This window comes from Paenibacillus jepli (assembly GCF_047238105.1).
GTDB lineage: Bacteria > Bacillota > Bacilli > Paenibacillales > Paenibacillaceae > Paenibacillus_D.
In genome coordinates this window covers 5,676,209-5,699,554 of the sequence record NZ_JBDFMD010000001.1, presented here as the reverse complement: position 1 = coordinate 5,699,554, position 23,346 = coordinate 5,676,209, and the positions used below count along the sequence as shown (strand labels likewise).

The window sequence follows — 23,346 nt, the reverse complement described above, 5'->3', positions numbered from 1 at the left end:
ATCGTCGGTCCGCTTACTTTGGATAATACCTTGTTTGGTCGCAAATAGGCGCTGCTGTGTCCACATGGACATTGGGAATAGGTACGGTTGCACGTTGACCGGTCTCAGGAAGCAGAAAGTAGTCCCGTTTAGTCGAATCATGAACGCTTACTGGACGCGTAAAAACCATCTAACCGAGCAACTCGCGATCCACGTAACGCAGCTTGCCCAGCAGCTGCAGGATCGGATCGCGGCCGACGGAGATGCGGAGCGCCGCCGCCTTGCCCTCCTTGTCGCTCACTGCGTTCATCCGGAACGTATCGAAGCCGAAGCTCCCGCCCGAGACGAAGTGGCTCCGGCCCGGCGCTGCTGCGACGAAATCGTCGATCCGCCGCTGCACCTGCTCCTCCGTCTCGCAGTCCGCCAGGCGGATGTAGCAGACAGCTCCCCGCCAGGGATCGCCTTCTAGCATATACGCTTCGCTAGGCGGAACAGAGCTCTGATACCCCACGATCCTGCCCTGCCGGAGCTGATGCTCCAGGAAGCCGCGGAGCAGCCCGGCATTGCGATTGACTCGGGCCAGCCGCGCCGCCAGTCTCGCCCTGTCAGGCTCCGGCAGCTGCCGGACCGTGAGCGGCGCCGCTCCGGCATCGAGCAGCGCCAGCAGATCTATCCAGCGCTGCCGCTCTCCCTCTTGCTCCAGGCGGCTGCCTGTGGCTGCCAGAAACCCGCTATTGGCCAGGTCCAGACCGTACTGCAGATACTTGATCCCGCTCTCGATGCTCACCAGAACGATGTGCGGCGGGAGCTTCTCCGCGTAGCGGGTGAACAACGGGTTGGCGATACTTGTATGCGTACGGTCGACGATGACATACAGCGGGTCGCATTGGGTGTGACGGCTGAGCAGAGACATCAGACGCTCGAGATCGACAGGCGGTCTCGCGGGCCAGCTCACTCCGGGATCGATCAACAGCCCGCCGATCCGCTGCCCGCTCTCAAGCCGGGCATAGATGGCCTCCGGCGTCAGCTCCTGCACATCGTTGATGATCAGCTTGGCCAGATCCGCACCTTCCCCGTAAAAACCTTCCTGGAAGTAAAATGGAAGCGACTGAACCACCGCCCCCCGGCAAGCGAACAACGCCAGCTCCAGCGCCTTCATCCCGGAGGTCGTCAGATATCCGAGGCTGGTCCTGCCGAGCGAACCCTCGATACCGTACCACGCCTTCAAGGCCAGCTGCTCATACGATTTGACCGCATCGCTCCCGTAGCTGCGCTCATACGTGTTCTCTTCCTTCTGGGCGTAACCCAGCTCGGCCGCAGCTTGCGCTCCCCCGCCCAGCCGTTTGCAAGGCGACTGCCAGTCACTCCCTTCGATCACAGCCCCCAGCTGCTTGAGGAGCATCCGGATGTCGTACTTGAGCGCCAGGTAGCTGTCAAAATCACAGCCCTTCAGATCGGCGGCGCAGCCCTCCAGTCTCCGCCCCAGCTCCTCGGCCTGCCTCCGGAAGACGCTGCCGAGCTCCTGCTCGAACCGCTCGTCCGGGTACGTCTCGTTGAACAGAGCCAGTCTGCTCCAGGCCCCCGTCAACAGCCATGCCAGCTCCTCCAGATCCTGCCTCCGTTCCGCCAGCTCCTGCCGTTGCATAGCTTCCTTCGGCGCCGGCATGTCTGATGTAAGCCACTCCGCCCAGTCTATATCGGTGTCGATTGTTTCAGAACCGTGTGGAGAACGCGTCTGCTTCATCCTCATCCGCCTCCTATCCTCTGTCGCTTTATGCCCAGATTGCTTAGTTCTTTGTAGTTACCCGCATCGCTGCCGGATCAAGCAATTGGAAGGCAAAGGGCATTTATGGCATAATTAAGTATGCATCAAATGGAAGGAGCTTATCAGAATGAAACATTGGCCGCTGCGCGCCGTCACTCTCTTACCCTTGATCCTCCTGCTTGCCTGCAGTGATAACGCCGTAATCGAGATGCCTGAGGAGAACCGGCAGGAGCTGATCTCCCGGATTACAGATGCTAGCATGGCTGTTCAGGGCTACTCTTCTACAAATGTTGCCGAGCCAAGCAAAAACGACTCCGTCGTCCTTCCAGGACGTGCGGAGAGCTTTGTCGGAGAAATACAAGCCAAGTAGATGAGAAACATATACTTTCTGGTATTTGAACAATTACCACTTCCAAGGATGGCGAGCCGGAGCGGACCGAAAAGAACCGGATTACCAGTCAAACGATCTTCACCAGGGAGCCGGCAGCCATCCATCAGGTCAATGAAAACGAAAATCTGATATCTGGTGCCTTATGGGAAAACGTTGTGTATATCACCGCAGAGGGTACGTTCATGAACGGGTCTGGAGAATGGGTCAAGCACATGGACGGGATGCGGGACCATATGCTGCTATCTATGGAGTCCCAATCCGGCCCGCTAGTGCAACTGCATCGGTTCAGGGACAACGCACAAGAGATGGAAGTAAGGGAGGAAGAAGAACATTATGCGCTAACCCTGGATCTTGAAGGAGACGAAGTGAAAGGGAGAAACGATCTGTTACTATCTGACCCAGAGTATGGCGTTATCCATACGGGTGGGGGAAGGCCGGACCGTATGAAGATCACGTATGAAGTCAGAAAGACGGATCATCTGCCCGTACGCATAGAGATGGACTCTTCCTACACGGTCAGCGGGGATGAAGGCACTTATTTGTTTGATGTCGTGGAGAGCCTCTTGATCACCTACGATCCAGTGGAGCCTATCGTTATCCCGGAGGAAGCTTTGGATACAACCCAAGAGGTCACCGGCGCACCTCTGGATGCGATTCATTAATTCGCAAAATAACACCCGATCCGCGTCAGTGACACTTGGTCGGGTGTTTGTTAGGAAAGGGAGTTTTCCGGCACGTCGATAACCTCCGCCACTCTCGCCTTCAGCAGTTCAATCCGTTCCTCATCCATGTACTTGTACTCATCCGGCATATCTAATCGAATCATACGTTTACCCGCGATCGCTTGCGGGTATTTCTGTTCCAACCGCCGCCGATGCTTGGTTTCCATGACAAAGATGAGATCCGCCCAGCCGATCATGCCTTCCGACACCTTGATGCGCGCCCCTGCTCTGTGCTTGCCGAGCAGACCTTGATGGGTAGCGCTCCTTTGGCAGCAGTCTGCTTACTGAGCGAGCGGGGACACACTGTAAACCAATTATAGTCCTACAGCTCGCCGAATCGCTGTATATCGCTTTGCAGTGCTAATTTCTAGCGTTACACCTTGCCGAGAAGCCGCTGCTCACTCTGTAGTGCTAATTTCTAGTTCTGCTGCTCGACGAATCGCCACTTCTCACTCTACAGTGCTAATTTTTAGCATTACAGCTTTGACACTTCAGCTTGCCGACCTACCGCAGGCCGCTCCCCAAGGCCACTATTCACGCAAAACGGAGCACGAGCAATGCCCGTGCCCCGTTGCTATGCGTTCTACGCCTCCGCGCCTGACCGGCGAGGGCCGCCAGGGCGTCGGCCCTGCCGCTGCCCGCCTTGGCCGCCCTGACCACCGCGGCCAGTGCCCGCCGCCTGCGCACCGCCTCGGCCGCCTCCACCAGACCCGCCGCTGCCCTGTCCGGCTCCACCGCGACCGCGACGCTGGCCGCCGCCGTTCTGCTGCGCCGAACCGCTGATGGATGCCGCCGCTCCCGCTTCGCGGCTGCCGCCCCGCTCTCCGGGGCGCCGGTTGCGGCTCGAGCCGTCATCGCGCTTGCGCGGCTGTCGTTGCTGTTGTCCCTCAGCCGCCTCTGCTTTACTCGCCTCGTGCTGCGCAGCCGAAGTGATCTGCATCGGATAAGGATGATCCGTTACCTCAGGGATCGTCTTGCGGATGACCTTCTGGATATCCTTCAGGTAAGGCAGCTCTTCGAATTCGCAGAATGAGATCGCCACACCGCTCATCCCCGCCCGGCCTGTCCGGCCGATCCGATGCACATAGGTCTCGGGGATGTTGGGCAGGTTGAAGTTGATGACATGCGAGAGCTCCTCGATGTCGATGCCGCGAGCGGCGATGTCGGTCGCCACAAGGGCACGTGTGGTACCGTTCTTGAAGTTGTTAAGCGCATTCTGTCTTGCGTTCTGCGACTTGTTGCCATGGATCGCCTGAGCCGTCACGCCTGCGCGGTTCAGCATCCGTGCTACCCGGTCCGCTCCGTGCTTGGTGCGGGTAAAGACGAGCGCCGAGATGATCGACTTATCCTGCATTAGCTCATCCAAGAGCTTCTGCTTGTTTGCCTTGTCTACCTTATAGAGTGATTGTTCGATGCGGTCGACGGTCGAAGAAACCGGCGTGATCTCTACCTTTACAAAATCCTTGAGCAAGCTGTTGACCAGTCGCGTGATCTCCGGCGGCATCGTCGCGGAGAAGAACAGCGTCTGCCGCTCCTTCGGCATCGCCGCGATGATCTTCTTGACATCGTTGATGAAGCCCATATCCAGCATCCGGTCTGCCTCATCCAATACCAGGATACGGACATGGCGGAGGTCGACCAGCTTCTGGTTGAGCAGATCGATCAGCCGGCCCGGCGTAGCGATCAGGATGTCGACGCCGCGCTGGAGCTCCAGCTCCTGGCCGCGCTGCGACACGCCGCCGACGATGGCCGCGCAGCGGATCGCTGTGTAGCGGCTGTAGGCGTCGATATTCTCTTTGATCTGCAGCGCCAGCTCGCGGGTTGGTGTCAGGATCAGCGACAGGATCTGCTTGCGCCCGCCGCCCTTGCCACGCTGCTCATGCAGCCGCTGGACGATCGGCAGCGAGAACGCCGCCGTCTTGCCGGTGCCGGTCTGAGCACAGCCAAATACATCTCTTCCCGCCAATACGGCAGGAATCGCCTGCTCCTGGATTGGAGTCGGCTGTGTATATTCTTCTTCATTGAGCGCTTTAAGAATCGGCGCAATCAGTTGCAATTGTTCAAATGTCATAGGGTCTCCTTTGAAAAGTCGTTCAAAAAGCTGCTTTCAATCATGCAGTATATCTTATTGAACACATATAAGTTTATTCGTTCTGCCACGCACTCCTCGTATCATAACACAGTCCAGGCTTTTACGCTTGCCGATCTGGTAATTTAGGCACAACTGCCTTGACAATAGTCATCCATCACCCTTATAGTTATATACATGACTATATAACCATAACACGAATTGATGTTGGGAGGTGATGTCCAGATGAGCCAGAGCTTCGACGACAGCAAACCGATTTTCATACAAATCAAAGAACGCATCGAGAATCAGATTGTCAGCGAGCAACTGAAAGCGCATGAACAGATCCCTTCTACAACGCAGCTGGTCAGCTTCTACAAGATCAACCACCTGACCGTCGCCAAGGGCATGAATCTGCTCGTAGATGAAGGGATTATTTATAAGAAGCGGGGTGTGGGCATGTTCGTAGCCGAGGACGCACGGGAGCGCCTGCTGGAGCAGCGCAAAGAAAAATTTGTGGAGCATTTTGTACGGCCCATGCTGGATGAAGCGCGCAATCTGGGCATCACCCCGTCGGAACTTACACAGATCGTCGAACGAACGAAAGGAAGTGAATCTTCATGAGCGCTCATCACATTAGTATGATCAATGTAAGCTACCGTTATGACCGGAGTAATACCGCGCTGAGCAATGTCTCGCTCGAGATGCCCCATCCGAGGATCTATGGGCTGATCGGACGGAATGGGGCAGGCAAATCTACCCTGCTCTCCCTGCTGGCCTCTTATACCGAGCCCGATGCGGGCAGTCTGACGATTGACGGCGAAGCTCCGTTCGAGAACAGCCGCGTCATGACCCAGGTCGTATTTGCACATCAGACGGATTATTCGGGCGAGACCGAGAAGGTCAAGGGACTGCTGGCGTCCGCCGCCCGCTACCGTCCCCGCTTCGATATGGCATACGCCGAGCAGCTCGCCAAGCGGTTCAAGCTGCCGCTGGATGCCTATCCGAGCAAACTGTCCACCGGCAAGCAGTCGGCCTTGAACGCCGTGCTGGCGCTCGCGGCGCGGGCTCCGGTGACGATCTTCGACGAGACGTATGTCGGCATGGATGCGCCGGCGCGCGAAGTTTTCTATCAGGAGGTGCTGGCCGATTATGAGCGTCATCCGCGGACGATCATCTTGTCCACGCATCTCGTGTCCGAGATGGATTATCTGTTCGAGGAGGTCGTGATCATCCATCAAGGCCAGGTGCTGCTGCATGAGCCGATCGACCAGTTGCTGGAACGCGGTGTTTCGATCACCGGACCTGCGGAGGCGGTGGATGCCTTCGCGAGGCCGCTGCGTCAGCTCAGCTCGCAGCAGCTGGGCGGGACCAAATCCGTCATGGTATACGGCGAGCTCTCCGAGGAACAATTGCTGCGCGCACAGTCGGATGGCCTGGAGATCGGACGTGTCTCGCTGCAGGACTTGTTCATTCATCTTACGGGAGACGGAGAGGAGGAGGCTTCATGAATCAGACGAATCCTACAAGCAAAGTCATCAAGGATATGACGCAGTGGCAGCTGACGTGGACGGCCTATCTGTTCGGCGGCGTATTGGTTTTCTTTTTTGGTCTGCGCTTCTTCGCCAGCGAATTGTCCTTTCTCAACCTGAGAGACGATTCGATTATGAACCGCTCATTCTTGGACTTTACGATCCAACCGGGCAGTATATTTATGCTGGTGCTCGGCCTGATGTCCGTTTCCGGATTTCTGACTTTTTACGTCAAGCAAGGCATTACACGCAAGGCATACTTTACCGGTGCAGCTGTATCGTCGCTGGTTATCGCAATGGTTGTGACAGCAGCCGGAGGAGTCTTGCATCTCATCATCTCCCCCTTGATGACGAACGCCGAATGGATGCCGGTAATGGGTTACGAAGGATCGACGGTGGCTGTATTGCCGATGTTCCTCCTTCAGTTGTACTTGTTCTTCCTGCTGGGCTGGATCATCAATGGCACGTTCTATCGCTTTGGCGTCTTGCCTGGGCTAGTGTCCATAGCCGGTGCTGTTATGCTGCTCATCGGCGTCAGTTTTCTCATCAGCCCTAGTGTCGATATGCCCTTAGTCATCACTGAGCGGTTCGATTGGCTCGCCGTTAGCAGCGGTATGTCCTTAGCTGTCAGTTTACCCATCCTGGCTCTCGTCTCGGCTATCCTGCTGGCGATCATGCGGCTGATGACCAAGCGTGTACGAGTGAAGATCAAGTAACGCTGAGTGTAATCTTTAGAAGACGCCTCCTTTCACCGGTGCAGCCGGCGAAGGAGGTTTTTTGGTGGGTGGGGAACCTTTGTATGTGTTGAGCTGTCTTTATAGAGAGAGGTGAGGCAATGGAGCATGAGCATCTGAAGTACATGGATCAGTTTGACGCATCGTCATTCCGGGAGTTCATGGAGGACTATGGGGAAGACGTGTGGAACTACGCTTATTTCCTTGTGCGCAACATTCACCATGCCGACGATATCTCCCAGGATGTATTCGTCAAAGCGTATCAATCCATTGCATCGTACCGTGGATCGAGTCCGGTTAAGCACTGGCTGCTCAGGATTACGCGCAACACAGCGATAAATTACAAACGACAGGCATTTTTTCGCAAAATTACGTTAACGGATCGAATCAACGCCCATCAAAAGGCGTTATCCCCCTCAGCAGAGCAGCAATACCTTGACGAAGCATATGCCGATTCCATCTGGGAGCAGATCATGCGGCTGCCGGTAATGCGAAGATTTCAATCCACGCACCTACATGAGGCGCGATCGATCAGGACAACCGGACAAGATCCGGCAAACCATTTCAATCCACGCACCTACATGAGGTGCGACGCCCAGCGCGGTCAAGTCCAAACTGTTTTTTGTCTCATTTCAATCCACGCACCTACATGAGGTGCGACGCCCAGCGCGGTCAAGTCCAAACTGTTTTTTGTCTCATTTCAATCCACGCACCTACGTGAGGTGCGACACCCATGCTAATTGATTATCTAATTAAGGTAGAGATTTCAATCCACGCACCTACGTGAGGTGCGACCGGCTGCTCTTGTCCAAAGCCAAATTGGAGTACAAATTTCAATCCACGCACCTACGTGAGGTGCGACTTTCCCATGCCTGCGTCTCGAAATTTTCATTGGCATTTCAATCCACGCACCTACGTGAGGTGCGACATACTTCATCACTGAATGCTTCCACGAAGGCTTATTTCAATCCACGCACCTACGTGAGGTGCGACCCTCCGTTACAGTAGCCACGTCTCCGGCCTTTCCATTTCAATCCACGCACCTACGTGAGGTGCGACACTTCCCCGGCGTTGCCGCTGCCAGCGCCTCCCATTTCAATCCACGCACCTACGTGAGGTGCGACTGTAATCCGCTCGTAAAAACACCGTGGTGTGGATTTCAATCCACGCACCTACGTGAGGTGCGACGTATCATCGAAAATCTGCGTCAGATTGGACTTGCATTTCAATCCACGCACCTACGTGAGGTGCGACTACGCTTGTGAGCCCCCACAACCCACCTTTGTAGATTTCAATCCACGCACCTACGTGAGGTGCGACGACGCCGACGGCCCGGCAATCTTCGTATTCATCATTTCAATCCACGCACCTACGTGAGGTGCGACGGAATGATGCCGCTATCTTCGTCTGCCAGTTTATATTTCAATCCACGCACCTACGTGAGGTGCGACATACTTTAATCACTGTAATTGATGACTTGACCATTTCAATCCACGCACCTACGTGAGGTGCGACTCCGGGTATCCAGCCGCATAATTGATGGTGTGGCATTTCAATCCACGCACCTACGTGAGGTGCGACAAACACCTGGCGGATCCGCCAGCTGCTGCAGGCATTTCAATCCACGCACCTACGTGAGGTGCGACAGCATCGATTCACGCACTTATGAGCAAGACCTATTTCAATCCACGCACCTACGTGAGGTGCGACAGCGAAAACAAACAAAAATCAGGATCTCTATTTACTTCCTGGTTTTTTAAACATCTATTTTAATCTCTACAATCAAAAAAATGAATTTTTCGAACAAAATTATTTCATTTCACTCATTTCCCTGGTGCGAACCCCCCAGGAAAATCATGTTCACTTCACATTCGCACCAAAGAACCGTGTCTCCATTCCATGAATGCGCACTTTGAAATCTAGCAGAAAGTCTCAAGACTTCTTTCCTATGAAATATATTTTACTCCATTTGTTCATAATTGGGAATCTCAAATCAGGCCAGCATCGATATGACAGTTTGCTAATGCAAAAGACGCCCCTAAGTAAGGCGTCAAAGATTCTTAACCCAAAAGATTAATGAGATGCGTCAGAGCACTTCAACACGTTACCAATACATTTACTCCACAGACTTCAGCGCCGCGTCCAGCAGCAACTGGCCTTCCTGCTGGATGGTGGCCAGCGCTTCCGCCGCACTCTTGTTATCCTGCACTGCCTCCTCGATCTCCCGGTTAACGAGGGCGGGGAAGGATTCGAAGAATGAGGTGTCAAGCGAAACTGGAGCAACGGCCACCTGCTGTGCAGGAAGCTGTCTGAAGATCCCCTCGACCGCAGGGTCGCCACTTAGCTCTACGAACTCCACACGCGAAGACAAGGCCCCCATCCCATACTGTTCCCCAGCTACAGCAGCGTGAATCTTGGCCATCCGGGACCCGTTAAAATATTGGATAACTTCCCAAGCCTGATCGTGCTGCTGGCTTCCCGCAATCATGCTGAAGATCGGATAGGTCTGCATGCCGCTGCTGCGCATGTGGTCATTGGAGCTGACCGGCGGTGCAACGATCCCCCAGTTGAACGCAATGTTCTTGCGATTCGGAGCATTCATCATGCCATAAGGAGCCACCGTCATAGCCGCTTTGCCTTGCGCGAACAGATCCGCCTGCGCAGTCTCATCAGGGCCGAAGAAGGTGACGCCATCCCTTACTTCGCCAACGCGCGCTTTGCCGGCGAAGCCCCCCTTCCTGTACACATCTACCAGCGAGCCGAACAAGACCTCCCAGGATGGAGTCGACATCGTGATCTGCCCTCTCCGCAGGTCATACTCCTGCAGACCCTCCGTAGCCGCGATCGTCATCATCAGGTCATAGGGCGTACTCAGCCACATCTGATGATAACCGCGCACTCGATCAGGGTCTGTGTCCTCCGTCTTGAACCGCTCCGCCAGCAGCAGGATATCCGGCCAGGTCATCCCATCCTGCGGGAGCGGAATACCGAATTGCTCGAACAAATCTGCGTTATAGTAGAGTGAATAGGCATCGAAACTCGGGGATAATCCGAACATCCCTCCGGTCTCATTATCCTTTAGCAATTCAACTACGCCGGGATGAAAACTTTCTTCCTGGACGTCTTTGCTGCTCCTCATTCTTGTCCCCAGATCGACCAGAACCCCGTCATCGGATAGCTGCCGATACAATCCGTAGTCAGTGAACAGGACCAGGTCAGGCTTCTCTTCATCGATCAGCTGGCGCAGACGTAGACGAGAGTCCACCCCTGACGAGTAGATCTCATCCGACCAGATGACTTCAACGGGCAGTCCAGGGAAGGCCGCATCAAAGTAATCTCTTAGCAGCGAATCAAACATTTCCTCGCTTGAATAAACGATTTTGAGCGGTACGGGGGCAGGTTTCTCAGCCGCTGACTCGGAGCAGGCGGACAGCAACACGCTCATGCCCAACAGCATCAGTAACACGTTCATACGCCAGATACCAGCGGCGGATAGGAAGGCATGATTGCTTTTAAGCCTGGTGAAACCCGGCTCTTTCATTCCTGTTCCCCTCCCTGCACCATGACGGCTTCCAGTTCGGACTGCAGCTGCTGCAACGCAGCTTGGACGGTGAGCTCATCATTTACAACCGCTTGAAGCAAGGCATTGCCTCTTTGATCGATAACTTCGTTCTGAGCAGCTATACGGCTGCCCCTATCCATAACTCCCCTGTATTCTTCCAATACTGCGGACGGATCAGGCTCCAGCCTGTAAAACGGAGCGAGTCGCGCGGCTGTTGCAGAAGAGAGCGAACCATTCCTTACGAGCAACGTATTGCCCGAACGCTCCAGCTTCTCTGCCATTGCTTCACTGTGAATGAATTTCACCAGCTCCCAAGCCGCCTTATCATGAGACGAGGTTGCACTGACCGCGTAGATCATGCCCCCATAAAAATGTGTAGCCCGGTTGGGCTCATCCGCGTTGACAGGCTCCGTGACGACCATCCAATCCAGCTCCAGCCCCTCACCACTCGTATAATGAGACAGGTTATTCATATAGTAGCTGGCTTCAATCCTCATGGCTGCCTCGCCTATAGCAAACGGGTCACTCTCCATCACTTGCTTCATGGAACGCTCGCCTGTCGCCTGCTGGGAGGAGTCAGCCTGAATCCAGCCCTGCTTCATCCCGTCAACCACCTGGCTCCAGATGTCCTCCCAAGCTGGCGTATTCATCGTCACCGTGTCTCCGTCAGAGGTTATCGCCTGAATCCCGTTCGTCCGGCCGATATATCGGTGAGCATGATCGGAGCTGCCTGCAGCCGCAAGCCTGTCACTCCCGTACCGTTGAACCGCGCCGCCGTATGCAGCAGCTCTTCCCAGGTCATGCCATCGGTCGGCAGGGGGACGCCATGCTGCTCGAACAAAGCTTTGTTAATATAAATGCCGTTAGCAGCGAATTCGGGAGTCAGACCATATATTTGTCCGCCGCCTGTTTCCCGCAGCAAACGGATGACCGGCTCATGAAATGCCTCCATGTCCAGACCATCCCGCTTAATCCAGGCATCGAGCGGCTGCAGCTCGCCCTCCGCCGCCAATGCTGCATAATACGGCAGGGGGATGCTGTAAATATCCGGCTGCTCCTGCTCCACCCACAGCCGGAACTCCTCTAGGGTCTGGATCTGACTGGGCTCTGTAACCAGCTCGATCCGTACCGAAGGATGACGGATGATGAATGGCTTGCCAAAGGTTGTCATAAAGTTATTATATTGACTGGCCTGTACCCTTAGCGCGAGCTCGCCCTCCTCTGCCAGGTGGTCCTCCTCGATTACAGCTGCAATCGTGGGGACCGGATTTCCGAACAGCAGTTCATTCAGATCATCCCGGAACATCCAAGCTGATCCGGCTATCATGACACACAGCAAGACTAGCACGGCGCGCACAGCCAGCTTGGCTTTTGTCGTTTTCATGCGAGTCCTCTCCCTTATCTTCTGTTTCAATGCCGGAGTGAATCCGTTGTCCTGCAACGGCTGACCAGAGAGCCTTTTCTCCCAGTCCTTGCTGATTCTCGTCATTCCTCTACCTCCCCCAGCTTGCGGTTGACGGCAGCCCTCGCCCGGTGCAGTCGCGACTTAACCGTGCCCTCCGATATCTTCAGTACCGCTGCAATCTCTTTGAGTGACAGGCTATGATGGGTATGCAGCAGCAGCACCTCGCGCAGCTTGCGCGGGAGCGATAAGACGACAGTCCAGATCTCCTCTGTGACCTGACGATCAAGATGCTCCTTCTCTGCTGAAGGCTGGGTCTCCCGCTGCCGCCATACCGGCATGAGGGTCACTTTGCGCAGCCAGGAGGACTGCAGGGCATCCTTGGCGGTATTGCGGGTGATGGCGAACAGCCAGGTTTTCACCGAAGATTCCCCCCGGAATGAATAGAGCCGCTCGTAGACCTTGACGAACACATCCTGTGTCACATCATCGGCCAACTCCACCCGGCGCGTCAGGAAATAAGCAAAGTTCCACACCTCTTTGCCGTATGCCTGCATCAATTCCTCAAGGACGAGATTCTTGTCCAATCCCCCGGTAATATGGTTTAGATAATCGAACTGCAATCCGTTCACCTCGAGCATTAGACGACTGAAGAGGAAAAAGGTTCCCTTTGGTCCTAATATTTCTTTTTCTGCATATGAGGGTGTAGCTTGTGAAAGATTGTACCGAAAAAAAAAAGCCGTGAATCGGCTTATAACAACACGAGGTGCGACAATCAGACACCTTCAGGTAGCGACACGCCTCATTATTTCAATCCACGGACTTACACGAGGTGCGACCAAGCCTGATCGTGCAAGCAAAGTAAATAAAGTATTTCAATCCACGCACCTACAAGAGGTGCGACCCGGTATGTTGACTCGCCAAAATTGGCGGTTGTTTCAATCCACGCACCTACAAGAGGTGCGACATGGAGCCACCGATGGTGTACAGCCCTTCCATTAGTTTCAATCCACGCACCTACAAGAGGTGCGACGGTTTACCCCGCCAAGTAATCCCGTAAGTCTCCGTTTCAATCCACGCACCTACAAGAGGTGCGACCCGCAAAACGGGGGCAGTTGAGTCTACCGTTAAGATGTTTCAATCCACGCACCTACAAGAGGTGCGACCCTGGGCAGCCTGCAGGTACTCGTCAGCGGATTGGTTTCAATCCACGCACCTACAAGAGGTGCGACGTCGGGGTTTGACGGCTTGTAGTAGCCCGTCATGTTTCAATCCACGCACCTACAAGAGGTGCGACGCGGAGTGTAGTAATGACCGGTCATATTCGCGGTGTTTCAATCCACGCACCTACAAGAGGTGCGACGACCGGAGAGCGTCCGCAACACCCCCCGTATACAAGTTTCAATCCACGCACCTACAAGAGGTGCGACTTTCTTTTCCCATAAATTTGGCGTGACTCTTGATGTTTCAATCCACGCACCTACAAGAGGTGCGACTCCCGAATACTTTGTATTGTTAGCATAAGTTATAGTTTCAATCCACGCACCTACAAGAGGTGCGACTTGGCTGAGCGCGTTCGTAAGGAACTCTCGGGTGTTTCAATCCACGCACCTACAAGAGGTGCGACGTTCATTTTCCGCTTTTAACCGTGGTGCTTCCACGTTTCAATCCACGCACCTACAAGAGGTGCGACTTACCGGGATGAGTACTACAACAAGGATGCAGAGTTTCAATCCACGCACCTACAAGAGGTGCGACCATGGAACAGATCCTCCACCGTTGTCTTGTGCGGTTTCAATCCACGCACCTACAAGAGGTGCGACCTTTATCCAGGAGTCACATAATCACGGCAAATCGTTTCAATCCACGCACCTACAAGAGGTGCGACACTTGTCGCCGTCTCGCTCGTTGTCGGGCAACGGTTTCAATCCACGCACCTACAAGAGGTGCGACCCAGGACCATGCCCGGCAGCACCCGGAAGCGCGGGTTTCAATCCACGCACCTACAAGAGGTGCGACCGGTCATCGGGTCGATTCTCGCCTTGACCTCACGGTTTCAATCCACGCACCTACAAGAGGTGCGACGAGGATAGCCCACTTCATGACCAATGTACTCCCGGTTTCAATCCACGCACCTACAAGAGGTGCGACGTGGCCGCGGCAGCGGCCCGCTTAGGAGTTTCTGTTTCAATCCACGCACCTACAAGAGGTGCGACCGAGTAAGACGGCAAGTATACTTGTAGCGTAAAGTTTCAATCCACGCACCTACAAGAGGTGCGACCAGTGTATCAAAGATGAGAATACTGTCCTAATGGGTTTCAATCCACGCACCTACAAGAGGTGCGACTTACGTTTGGCGTTCAGTGCTATCCTCTCCCTTCGTTTCAATCCACGCACCTACAAGAGGTGCGACGTATCATCCCGGTCGTTTCCCACTCAAACTGCTGTTTCAATCCACGCACCTACAAGAGGTGCGACAGCGAAAAAAAGCAAAAAATTTAGCTAACCCTCGCTTTTTTGCTCACTTCTCTCTTTACCCCACGAACGCATTGATCTTTTCAATCGAAATAATGAACTACTGGTTCAAATGAATTTCATTCCAATCAAAATCCAGGTGCGAATCCCCCAGGAAAATCATGTGCGCCTCACATTCGCACCGTCGGATTGTCTCATTGCACGTCTAAATAACCTATGCTATGATTACACTAAGATAAGGGAGCTGCGTCAACAGCCCCCTAGATACACAGCCGCTTTAAAGGCGGTTGGCTACCGGATAACAGTCGTGAGAATAGACCGATTCCTTGGACGGGGCGGTCTATTTCTTTTTGGTCAAGGCGACAACGATGTTCACGACCAGTCCGATGAGTGAAATCATCAACACACCGAACGCAATCATTAATGTTATCGCATCTTTAACCTCCATGGCCTCACCTCCCTTCCGGGAGATTAGCCGACCGCCCTTATAGCCACTTTGTGCACCTGTCCACATTATACCATATGGCTGATTAGAGAAAGTCTGTTCTCTTCCACATCTACAACAATAAAGGCCCTTCCAGATCCAATGCGGACTTGGCTCCGATATGCGTCACCTTCGTCTTGTGGTTGTTCCCAAGCTGGTAGAACCGCAGACTATCAACATCCTCGTCGATCAGATCCGTCAGCTTCAACTTGAGTGTCGCAAATTGGGTCGCGTCGACGATACACTCGAAGACCGAATTCTGGACCCGTTGCCCATAAGCCTGACAGGTCTTGGCGACCTGTCGCAGACGGCGCTCGCCGCCGCTGGTGACGGTGCTTACGTCATATGTAATTAAGACCAGCATTCACAGCCCCTCCTACTTCCACAGAAATGGCGGATATTCGTCGAGATCGCCGCGCAGATAACGAGCCAGCAACAGCGATTGCACATGCGGCACCAGCCCCCATGTAATTTTCTCCCCCAGATACGGGTGAGTCAGCGTCTCCTGCTTGCGAGTTTGCCATGCCGTCATGAAGGTGCGCCGCGCTTCGTCAGTCATTAGTATAGCGCCAGACTCCTTGCGGACGAAATCCTTTCCAGTCATGACCTGCTTGTTGATAAGTGACAACACAAACCGATCTGCATACACGCCCCGCAGCTCCTCCATCACATCCAACGCCAGTGACTCGCGCCCTGGTCGATCCCGATGCAGGAAACCCACATACGCATCCAGGCCAACGGCCTCTAACGCTGAACGCATATCATGGGCCAACAGGGTATAGGCAAACGACAGCATGGCATTCACGTTATCCAGCGGCGGCCGGCGGGAACGGACGCGGAAGAAGAAATCCTCCTTGTTCTGCAGGATCATCTGATCGAAGAGACGATTATACTGAATCGCCGCCTGCCCCTCCAACCCCCTCAACCGCTCAAGATCATCGCAGTCTCGTACAGCCTGCATGAGGACAGACAATTGTGCAGATCCGGTTTTGAACAGCTCGACATCGACACGCAGCGGGTAGTCCCGGGTCGTACGCTCGATCATCCACTTGTGATTAAATAGCTTGCCCACGATAAAGTTGCGTGCGATCCGGGCGGAGGCTTGCTCGTCTTCAGAAAGCAGGTACTGTCTCTTCCGCAACACTACGTTGCCTTTGCTCTCGCCGATGACACGAGCCAGGAAGCGTCCGTTCATGGTTAGAAACACCAAAGAGATATTGCGCTCTGCGCAATATCCCATGAGCGCCGGACTCGCTCCGGTATAGCCGAAGGTCACCACCGACTCGAAATTATGCAGCGGTAGCTGCGCCACCTTCTCCTGCTCACGCTGCAAGATAATGTTGTCGCCCTCTAGCGAAAGGTATGTATTCGCCTGTGTAACGTACAGCGTGTTGAGTAGTTTCTTCATGCCTCCAGCTTCCCCTCGATATAACTTCGCACCGTACGTTTGTTCATCAGCTCAGGCAAGCAGATGTGCTGGAGAGAGCAGCTCTTGCAGAAGGCACCCGTCTTCACCTTCGGCGTATGCTGACGCTTCCTGTACTCATGCATCTCGCCCAGCGTCCGTCTGAGCGTCTCGCGCAGCGCCTCGGTGATCGGCACCTCGACACGCTTGCGAATCTCATGGTAGTAAACATAGCCTGTATCGACCCGGCAAAGGAGCATCTCCTCCAAACACAAAGCCTGCGCCGTCAACTGAAGCACATCCTCTTCCCCCCGTTTGGGCTTGCCCCGTTTATATTCGACGGGGACGGCGATATGATGGCCTTCCATGCCTTGAATCGGTACGCCCAGATCATCCCGGATGAACTCGACCACATCGCAGCGTCCGCTTATTCCGAGGTCCCGGGACTGCACGGACATCGCACGCACGACGAGCTTATCCCCCCGCTTCTCCCGCACGAAGGGCTGATCCGCCTTCTGATGCAGATACTGCCCTTCGACGGTCAGGACATTCTCCTCCCACTGCTGCTCGACATGGATGAGCGCCCACTGCCTTTTGCAGAACTGGAAATGCTGGATGCCCGAGATCATCAAGAAGTCTTCTTCTTCATAGGCCATCGATGATCTGAACTTCCAAGCCATCTAGCGGTAATACTGAGAAGTCGTAATCCTCGACTCTCTTCGGCTCCGTCTCCTTGCGTTCCCACACTAGCGAACGATGAACCTTGGCCGAGGAATATTGGCCCAGCTTGGACTTGTGCTCCCACCAGTACACTTGGTGCACCTCCATACTGCCCTCCGGACGCGCCGATGACACATCGTTGGCGAACAGGCTGACCAGCGCCTGCTTGATCTTCTCGGCATCGTCTGCCGTGAAGCCGGTTTTCTCCGCGAGCTGCGTATTGATACTGCCATAGAATACATAGACGCCCGAATCGACTCGATGCTTCATCCCCATCGTGTCCGAACCCCGGGATGCCCCAGGCTCGGAATTGACGCTTTTGGTAATCTGCGTACTTGTGATATCGATCGGATCGAGGCTGGTGGCGGCATGGAGTGAGACCGGGCCACGCACGCCGACCGAGACGCCTGTCCCGCTCTTTTCTCCCTTGAAGGCGAATACTTGACCGAAGCTGCGCACATCGATCCACGATTGGCAGGCTAATCTGGCAAACTCGTCGCCCGATCCGTTTTTGCTTTTCATGATCTTGTCCAGCTCCGGGTTAGCGTCTGCACGCTCCCTCAGGCTGTTGTAGCTGTCGACCTTGCGGTCGTTGGACTGGACGAAGATCGCCTCGCCCAGGTCCTGCAGCCGATTGCGGATCTTGCGTTTCAGTGCCACATCCGAGATCTCACCGTGGCCGTCATAGTTTTGACGCGGGCGGTTGCCATTCAGGGGATCACCGTTCGGGTTAGCTTTGGTGACCGACAGCACGACTGCAAAATCTATCTTGTGATCTAATATCGTCATCTTCATCGCTCCTTGGTATTAGGATAGTTCCGTTTCTTCCGAGATTTTCGGTTCTTTGTCCTTCTTCTGGTACAGGTCGTGACGCTGACTGTAGAAACCCAGCAGATAGACGCCGGTGAGCGGTTGATTGTTGAACTGCTCGATCGGGATGCGGGAACCGATCTCGTCAATGATCTTGTTCCAATATATAGCCCTGACTCCAAGTTTAGCCTGATACGGCTGCAACGCCTGTTGAATTGTCATCCAGGTCCGCGCTGGGTGTTTGGAAAATTCATTCATATATCGAATCGCGTTGGTTGTTCGTTTCTCGCCTGTCAGCGCGCGCGTCTCCAACACATCAGCTACAGCTAACAAGCGGCCAAACAAATAATTGCGGTCATCCGTTTCAGTATCCAGTGCCACAGACTTCCCCTCCTTCTGATTAATAAGTGCGCAAGCGATGCTTAATGTCTTTTCCCACTCCCAACCTTCCATGCTCACCGGGCTGGAGGCGCGAGCCATCGCATTTTTGACGATATCGAGCGGAACCTTGCGGCCATCGATGATGCTCGGCAGCATCCGCTCGACCAGTCCCTTCACGAGCTTGTCGTCGGCTCGCGATCCGTAGGCGGCAAAGGCGATATCCCGCGTCGCAGGCGCGCCGTAAAACTCTACCCACTCGCCTGCCTCGTCCTTGCGATAGTGATGCCGCCATACGCAGCTCGCATGCCACTCGGCCAGACGCTCCACGTAAGTATCCTTGAACAGACTGCGGTAATACAGCACGGCCATCCGGCCTGTCGTTGCCGAGTCGAGGACGAGGATATTAACCTTGTCATCCTTGACCTGCGACTCATCAAGCCGATGCTTGTAGCCGCCCAGGGCCAGTCGGAACGACTTGGCGAACTCAGGATAGGTCCAGGATATGCGCTCCGGCTGATTAGCTTCGGCTGGGGCGAGTCCGAAAATATCCTCGGTCAGGTCTTCCTGCTCTGTCACCTGATTGCCCCACACGAGAAAGACGCGTTGTTCGAAAAAGGTGCCCTGCCGATTGATCAGCCACTTCAGCGCATTATGCGCCTTTTGTGACACATCATAGCCCATGCTTGCCGCCTCGCCGCCGGTCAGGAAGCGGCCTCTATAGGTGAAGCCCGCATTGTCATTAGAAGAGATGAGCTTTGCATTATCTCCCGCGTGGCGTATACGCCGCGCATGCCTCTCTGTCGTCGGCACCCGCTCTCCGCTCACGTAGCAGAGGTCCTCCTCGCCCAGGATTGTCCCATAGTAACGGATGAACGAATCGTACACTTCCTTATCCCGCCACACATCTGTATACACGCCGGAAGAGTAGACATTAAAGCGGATGAACGCATCCTCCTGCGGTCCCGTCACGATGCCGAATATATCCGGCTTGGGGCCCTTGCTATCCTCATGCGTCTTCTCCCAGCGCTCGATGAGCTTGCCGTCAGTGTCCAAGTGCAGGACAGGACGAGGCTCTGCGGTCAGATCCCGGATCAAGGTCCCCTTGCTCAAGTAACGATAGATACTCTGTACCTTGGCATGTCCTTGAGGGGAAGTGACCCACGCCGCCAATGCTTCGAGATACTTGGCATGATGATCCAGCTTCTTCGGATTGCGGCCATAGGTCGCATAGTCACCAGCCACATAGCTCAGCTTGTCATGGAGCGGGTACGGCGAGTTGACACTGCCGGCCCGGCTCGCCGAGTCCTCGGTCGCAGGGATGAGCGTCTCCAGCTTGCCCTTCTCCAGCACGATGGCCGAGTGGAAGTCGCCCTCCTCCGTCACGCGCACCTCGATGTGCGCATTCTGAGTGGTGTGGGCGATTGGCAGCAGCGTGTACTCCTGATCCTTGCGCTTCTTCTCTACGATGCCGACCCTGCCTTGATTGGCCTCGTACGTCTCATACAGGTTCAGCAGCCAGCTCACGGCTCGATCCCCTCCTCTCCTAGTTGGTTATACAGCGCATCCACAGACTCGATAGATCCAGCCTCGAATGGCTTGGCCTTCATCTCCTTGACCGTCCGCACGAGCTCGCATTCTTCCGGCCTGATGAACTGGATCACGCCCCTCTCCATCGTTGGACGCCACAGTCGCACTTCCAACTGATCGTTCCCGGTCTCGTCAGGATAGTTCAGCCCATGTACCATCGTCCCGAGCGGCATCTCATCATAGTCGTCATAGTAGCCTTCCCCTTCGTCAAAAGCACAGGGCTCGACATACCCTTGGCACTCACGCGTACCGAGAAAAATATCTCTGCGTCCTCCGGCCCTCAGGGATCGCTTCATAATATTATGATGCTTATGTTCGTTATGGTCTGCGACAAGATCGGGCCGATGCGGGTTGAAATCGAAGTAGGCTCTTACCCTGTAACGCACATCTCGAAGATACGTGTAGTTCGCCAGCGTATTGCCGCCGCTGTACTCGATCGGCCGGACGCCCTTGGACTCCATCCGAATCGGGTTCATCACGCGCACGGCGTGGATATAGATGATGATGCTTGGTTTCCAGTACACGGATTCAACGATGCCCTTCAGTGCCTGGTAGGTCGGTACATGGTAGGAAAGCTTCTCGCCACCGATCTTAGTGAGCGGATCCGTGAACAGAGCGTAGGGTGCGGTTAGTTCGAATTCGATCGCGTTTCGCAACATAGATTCACCTCCTAACTTGCTAACTTCTTACAGCACGGCCATATTAAAACCGCTATCGTTGGCAGTATTCAATCCATACTCCTCACTATAGGCGCCTTCCTTCAATACATAGACCTTGCCATCAAGGACGGTCTCGACCCCTTGGTTCTTCGCAAGCTCGTCCCTCTCATGGCGAAACAAATTGACACTGTACTGCTGCGCCTTGCGAAGCGTTGCCCCCAGCTCGGCTATGCTCCTGCCACTATTCAACTCTGCGATCAGCTCGCTTCCCTCGCCATATGGCGCGATGGCGGTGACCGTCGGGCTGTCGATCACCTCGAAATGATCGGCTGCGGTGCGAGGGCTGTTGGTCATTAGCAAGTCAAGAGGTTTATCCGAAAACCTCGTTGTATAGTTGGTATACAGAGAGTCTCTATGGCTGCGCGACTCCATCAACAGTGTCATCATATTTTGAGCTAACCCGTGAACCGGGTAATCCACCTCATGCTCCAGCTCCTTGTAGAACCGTTGAAAATACAGCCCTAACGCCTCCCGCGACAGCATGTGTCCGCCATGCGCGTTCTGATCGCGCTGCAGGTCGATCAGAATCTCTCGCGTCTTCTCCTTGCCGATCTGGATCTCCCGAAGTCGCGTCAGATCCTCCTCCGTATGATCGATGACGTAGACGGGCTGGATGCCCTTCTCCCCATGACGATTGCATCGCCCAGCCGCTTGGGCGATGGAGTCGAGCCCGCTCAGCGACCGGATGACGCGGTGGAAGCTGACGTCGACCCCCGCTTCAATCAACTGCGTGCTGACGCAAACGACCCGTTCACCTCGCTTGAGCAAATCCCGGATCTTATCGAGCCGATCCTTGCGATGCTGCGCACACATTGATGTACTCAGGTGATAGACCTCTGCATCGCAATCAGCCAAGCGTTCATAGAGCCGTTTGACGACCGACTTCGTATTCAGGATGACCAGCACGCTCGGAGCCTCCGCCAGTTGCTCCTGGACGAAGTCCGCCAGCTTGTCTGTATCGAACGTCTCCATCGTAGCGCGATCGATCATCTCGACACGTTTGAATTCCACATCCACCTTCCTCAGATTGCTGACAATCTCCCCTTCCCGATCAATCGCCAGCTTATGGCGGACGAAGTCCAGGGCCGGCTGAGTCGCCGTGCAGAGCACGAGACTGGATGCGCCATAGTCCTTGAGGAAGTTAAGCGCAGTGTTAAATAGCGAGATACAGGAGGTCGGCACCTTCTGCACCTCGTCGAAGATAATGACCGCTTCGCTCAAGTTATGGAAACGCCTAATATTACGCGTCCCGCGAGCATAGATGGCGTTCAGAAACTGGACCATCGTCGTAAAGATGATCGGCACATCCCAGTTGTCTCGGGCTAACTTCAGCTTCTCAGCGGTCGTCATCTGACCATCTGTCATTTCGTCATCGTCCCGCTCGTCGTGCACTACATTGGAATGATGCTCTAGCAGTGAACGGTCATCCTCGATGATGCGTCGGATATCCTCCGCGTTCTGTTCTATAATGGTTGTGAAAGGCACGACATAGATAATTCTCCGTTTGCCGTACTCAATCGCGTGCTTTAGCGCGTACCGGAAGCTTGCCAACGTCTTGCCGCCTCCGGTCGGGATGGACAACGTATAGATGCCAGAGAGCCGCGAGGCAAAATTGTCACACTGTTCAGACATTTCATGCCTCAACTGATTGATTGGCGTGCGGGCTTGCGTATCTTTCGTATAGCTGTCCAGCCGTCGCATCAGTCGGTCGTAATAGCCTGCGTACAACATGCGGCGCTGCTCTGCCTCATGCTGCAGCCCATCGGACGGCGGTTCATTTTGTTCGAACTGCCTCGTATTGGTCCGATCCGCATCGATCAGCGCGCTGAATATGTATTTGTCCAGGAAAAGCTGCTTCTGCTCCGGCGTCAGTATGGATGACTTCCTCATGTATTGCGTTAATTCTGCGATCGCCTGCTCGATATAGGCATGAAACTCCGCTTCACTCATTACCTCTTCGAAAAAAGCCCCGACCGCCGTATCGTAGTCAATCTTCTCTGCCTGCTTGTCGCGCACCCGTCTCAGATAGTCGGACTCCAGATTCTCGTTTAGATAATCATGCATATACGAATGATGCGAGATGATCGCATTGCCGACCAGTTCAGCCAGTAGCCAAGACGCCGCAGGCTTGCCCTGATGCAGACGATCGAATAACAGCTTGCCGCCGGCAGTAGAATGATCGACCTCGCCGCGCCTCTGCGCCTTTTCCGGATGAAATACGGCATTCCAGAGATAATCATGGAATTGTGGCGTGAGCTTCCCAAGGTCGTGCAACAGCCCGGCCAGTCCCGTGATGTGGGGGATCTGCAGTTTGCTGCCGTAGCGTTCAGCGAGATTTTTCACTTCCAGCAGATGATCCTTTACCGACTGCAACGTCTGATCACTCTCTCTGATGTGAGCAATATAAATCTTACGCCACCTCCTTAAATAGACCTAAAGGATTGGTTATAAAGAACTACACAAAAGTAAATATTCGACGAAATTATCCACATTCCTCCTAAAAATACAATTTTATTTCCTCCCAAAAAGGGATGTCACAAAACTGTCACCTTGTTTCTACTTTACTCTACGAAATCATAACGACAATGGGTTGTCAGCGAACGTAAGTTC

The 23,346-nt window shown here is 54.4% G+C and carries 20 protein-coding genes, 1 pseudogene and 2 CRISPR repeat arrays; of the genes and pseudogenes, 6 read left to right on the top strand and 15 right to left on the bottom strand.

The features are described from left to right. Positions 1-169: 169 nt before the first annotated feature. The gene (locus ABC336_RS23875; RefSeq protein ID WP_413241029.1) at positions 170-1,723 is read right to left on the bottom strand and encodes a hypothetical protein; all 1,554 of its coding nucleotides are present in this window, start codon (positions 1,721-1,723) and stop codon (positions 170-172) included. Between the two features lie 148 nt (positions 1,724-1,871). Here ABC336_RS23875 and ABC336_RS23870 point away from each other — a divergent pair, with 148 nt between their 5' ends. Further along, positions 1,872-2,114, top strand: a complete 243-nt coding sequence (locus tag ABC336_RS23870; protein ID WP_413241028.1) for a hypothetical protein — start codon at positions 1,872-1,874, stop codon at positions 2,112-2,114. Between the two features lie 32 nt (positions 2,115-2,146). Then, complete coding sequence (locus ABC336_RS23865) at positions 2,147-2,797, top strand: DUF6612 family protein (protein ID WP_413242589.1); 651 nt, start codon at positions 2,147-2,149, stop codon at positions 2,795-2,797. Positions 2,798-2,847: 50 nt separating this feature from the next. On the opposite strand, the gene ABC336_RS23860 is transcribed toward ABC336_RS23865, so the two are convergent. Further along, positions 2,848-3,054, bottom strand: a complete 207-nt coding sequence (locus tag ABC336_RS23860) for a protein tyrosine phosphatase (protein WP_413241027.1) — start codon at positions 3,052-3,054, stop codon at positions 2,848-2,850. Between the two features lie 386 nt (positions 3,055-3,440). Continuing rightward, positions 3,441-4,928 (bottom strand): DEAD/DEAH box helicase, encoded by a 1,488-nt coding sequence (locus ABC336_RS23855; RefSeq protein ID WP_413241026.1) that lies wholly within the window; start codon positions 4,926-4,928, stop codon positions 3,441-3,443. Positions 4,929-5,171: 243 nt separating this feature from the next. On the opposite strand from ABC336_RS23855, the gene ABC336_RS23850 reads away from it, so the two are divergent. From ABC336_RS23850 to ABC336_RS23835, 4 genes and pseudogenes are all read left to right on the top strand, one after another. Next, complete coding sequence (locus tag ABC336_RS23850) at positions 5,172-5,549, top strand: GntR family transcriptional regulator (RefSeq protein WP_413241025.1); 378 nt, start codon at positions 5,172-5,174, stop codon at positions 5,547-5,549. After that, on the top strand, positions 5,546-6,436 hold the full coding sequence (locus ABC336_RS23845; RefSeq protein ID WP_413241024.1) for an ATP-binding cassette domain-containing protein: 891 nt from the start codon (positions 5,546-5,548) through the stop codon (positions 6,434-6,436). Before ABC336_RS23850 ends, ABC336_RS23845 begins: the two co-directional genes overlap by 4 nt. Then, positions 6,433-7,173, top strand: coding sequence for a hypothetical protein (locus tag ABC336_RS23840; RefSeq protein WP_413241023.1), 741 nt, complete (start codon positions 6,433-6,435; stop codon positions 7,171-7,173). Before ABC336_RS23845 ends, ABC336_RS23840 begins: the two co-directional genes overlap by 4 nt. A gap of 119 nt (positions 7,174-7,292) precedes the next feature. Then, positions 7,293-7,652: pseudogene (locus tag ABC336_RS23835) on the top strand (RNA polymerase sigma factor); the annotation flags it as partial. A 35-nt stretch (positions 7,653-7,687) separates the two neighbouring features. Beyond that, positions 7,688-8,901: a CRISPR direct-repeat array (repeat unit 32 nt; unit sequence ATTTCAATCCACGCACCTACGTGAGGTGCGAC). 406 nt (positions 8,902-9,307) lie between these two features. Here ABC336_RS23835 and ABC336_RS23830 read toward each other — a convergent pair. The 12 genes from ABC336_RS23830 to cas3 form a co-directional block, all read right to left on the bottom strand. Then, on the bottom strand, positions 9,308-10,732 hold the full coding sequence (locus ABC336_RS23830; RefSeq protein WP_413241022.1) for an ABC transporter substrate-binding protein: 1,425 nt from the start codon (positions 10,730-10,732) through the stop codon (positions 9,308-9,310). Beyond that, on the bottom strand, positions 10,729-11,403 hold the full coding sequence (locus ABC336_RS23825; protein ID WP_413241021.1) for a type 2 periplasmic-binding domain-containing protein: 675 nt from the start codon (positions 11,401-11,403) through the stop codon (positions 10,729-10,731). Before ABC336_RS23825 ends, ABC336_RS23830 begins: the two co-directional genes overlap by 4 nt. A 23-nt stretch (positions 11,404-11,426) precedes the next feature. Continuing rightward, a complete protein-coding gene (locus ABC336_RS23820) occupies positions 11,427-12,137 on the bottom strand; it encodes an ABC transporter substrate-binding protein (RefSeq protein ID WP_413241020.1) in 711 nt (236 codons plus the stop codon). Between the two features lie 101 nt (positions 12,138-12,238). Continuing rightward, positions 12,239-12,787 (bottom strand): RNA polymerase sigma factor, encoded by a 549-nt coding sequence (locus ABC336_RS23815; protein ID WP_413242588.1) that lies wholly within the window; start codon positions 12,785-12,787, stop codon positions 12,239-12,241. Positions 12,788-12,962: 175 nt separating this feature from the next. Continuing rightward, positions 12,963-14,633: direct repeats of the CRISPR family, unit length 32 nt; unit sequence GTTTCAATCCACGCACCTACAAGAGGTGCGAC. Positions 14,634-14,970: 337 nt separating this feature from the next. Next, a complete protein-coding gene (locus ABC336_RS23810; protein ID WP_413241019.1) occupies positions 14,971-15,078 on the bottom strand; it encodes a putative holin-like toxin in 108 nt (35 codons plus the stop codon). Between the two features lie 109 nt (positions 15,079-15,187). Beyond that, the gene (gene cas2, locus ABC336_RS23805) at positions 15,188-15,478 is read right to left on the bottom strand and encodes a CRISPR-associated endonuclease Cas2 (RefSeq protein WP_413241018.1); all 291 of its coding nucleotides are present in this window, start codon (positions 15,476-15,478) and stop codon (positions 15,188-15,190) included. A 12-nt stretch (positions 15,479-15,490) separates the two neighbouring features. Next, positions 15,491-16,522 (bottom strand): type I-C CRISPR-associated endonuclease Cas1c, encoded by a 1,032-nt coding sequence (gene cas1c / locus ABC336_RS23800; RefSeq protein ID WP_413241017.1) that lies wholly within the window; start codon positions 16,520-16,522, stop codon positions 15,491-15,493. After that, on the bottom strand, positions 16,519-17,175 hold the full coding sequence (cas4, locus tag ABC336_RS23795) for a CRISPR-associated protein Cas4 (RefSeq protein WP_413241016.1): 657 nt from the start codon (positions 17,173-17,175) through the stop codon (positions 16,519-16,521). Before cas4 ends, cas1c begins: the two co-directional genes overlap by 4 nt. Beyond that, positions 17,165-18,028, bottom strand: a complete 864-nt coding sequence (gene cas7c / locus ABC336_RS23790) for a type I-C CRISPR-associated protein Cas7/Csd2 (protein WP_413241015.1) — start codon at positions 18,026-18,028, stop codon at positions 17,165-17,167. Before cas7c ends, cas4 begins: the two co-directional genes overlap by 11 nt. Positions 18,029-18,046: 18 nt before the next feature. Next, positions 18,047-19,954 carry a type I-C CRISPR-associated protein Cas8c/Csd1 gene (gene cas8c / locus ABC336_RS23785; protein ID WP_413241014.1) on the bottom strand — a complete coding sequence of 636 codons (1,908 nt, stop codon included), beginning with the start codon at positions 19,952-19,954 and terminating at the stop codon, positions 18,047-18,049. Next, positions 19,951-20,673 carry a type I-C CRISPR-associated protein Cas5c gene (cas5c, locus tag ABC336_RS23780; RefSeq protein WP_413242587.1) on the bottom strand — a complete coding sequence of 241 codons (723 nt, stop codon included), beginning with the start codon at positions 20,671-20,673 and terminating at the stop codon, positions 19,951-19,953. The genes cas8c and cas5c overlap by 4 nt, the downstream gene beginning before the upstream one ends. Positions 20,674-20,703: 30 nt before the next feature. Further along, entirely contained in the window at positions 20,704-23,109 is a 2,406-nt protein-coding gene (gene cas3 / locus ABC336_RS23775; protein ID WP_413241013.1) for a CRISPR-associated helicase Cas3', read from the bottom strand. Positions 23,110-23,346: the final 237 nt, after the last annotated feature.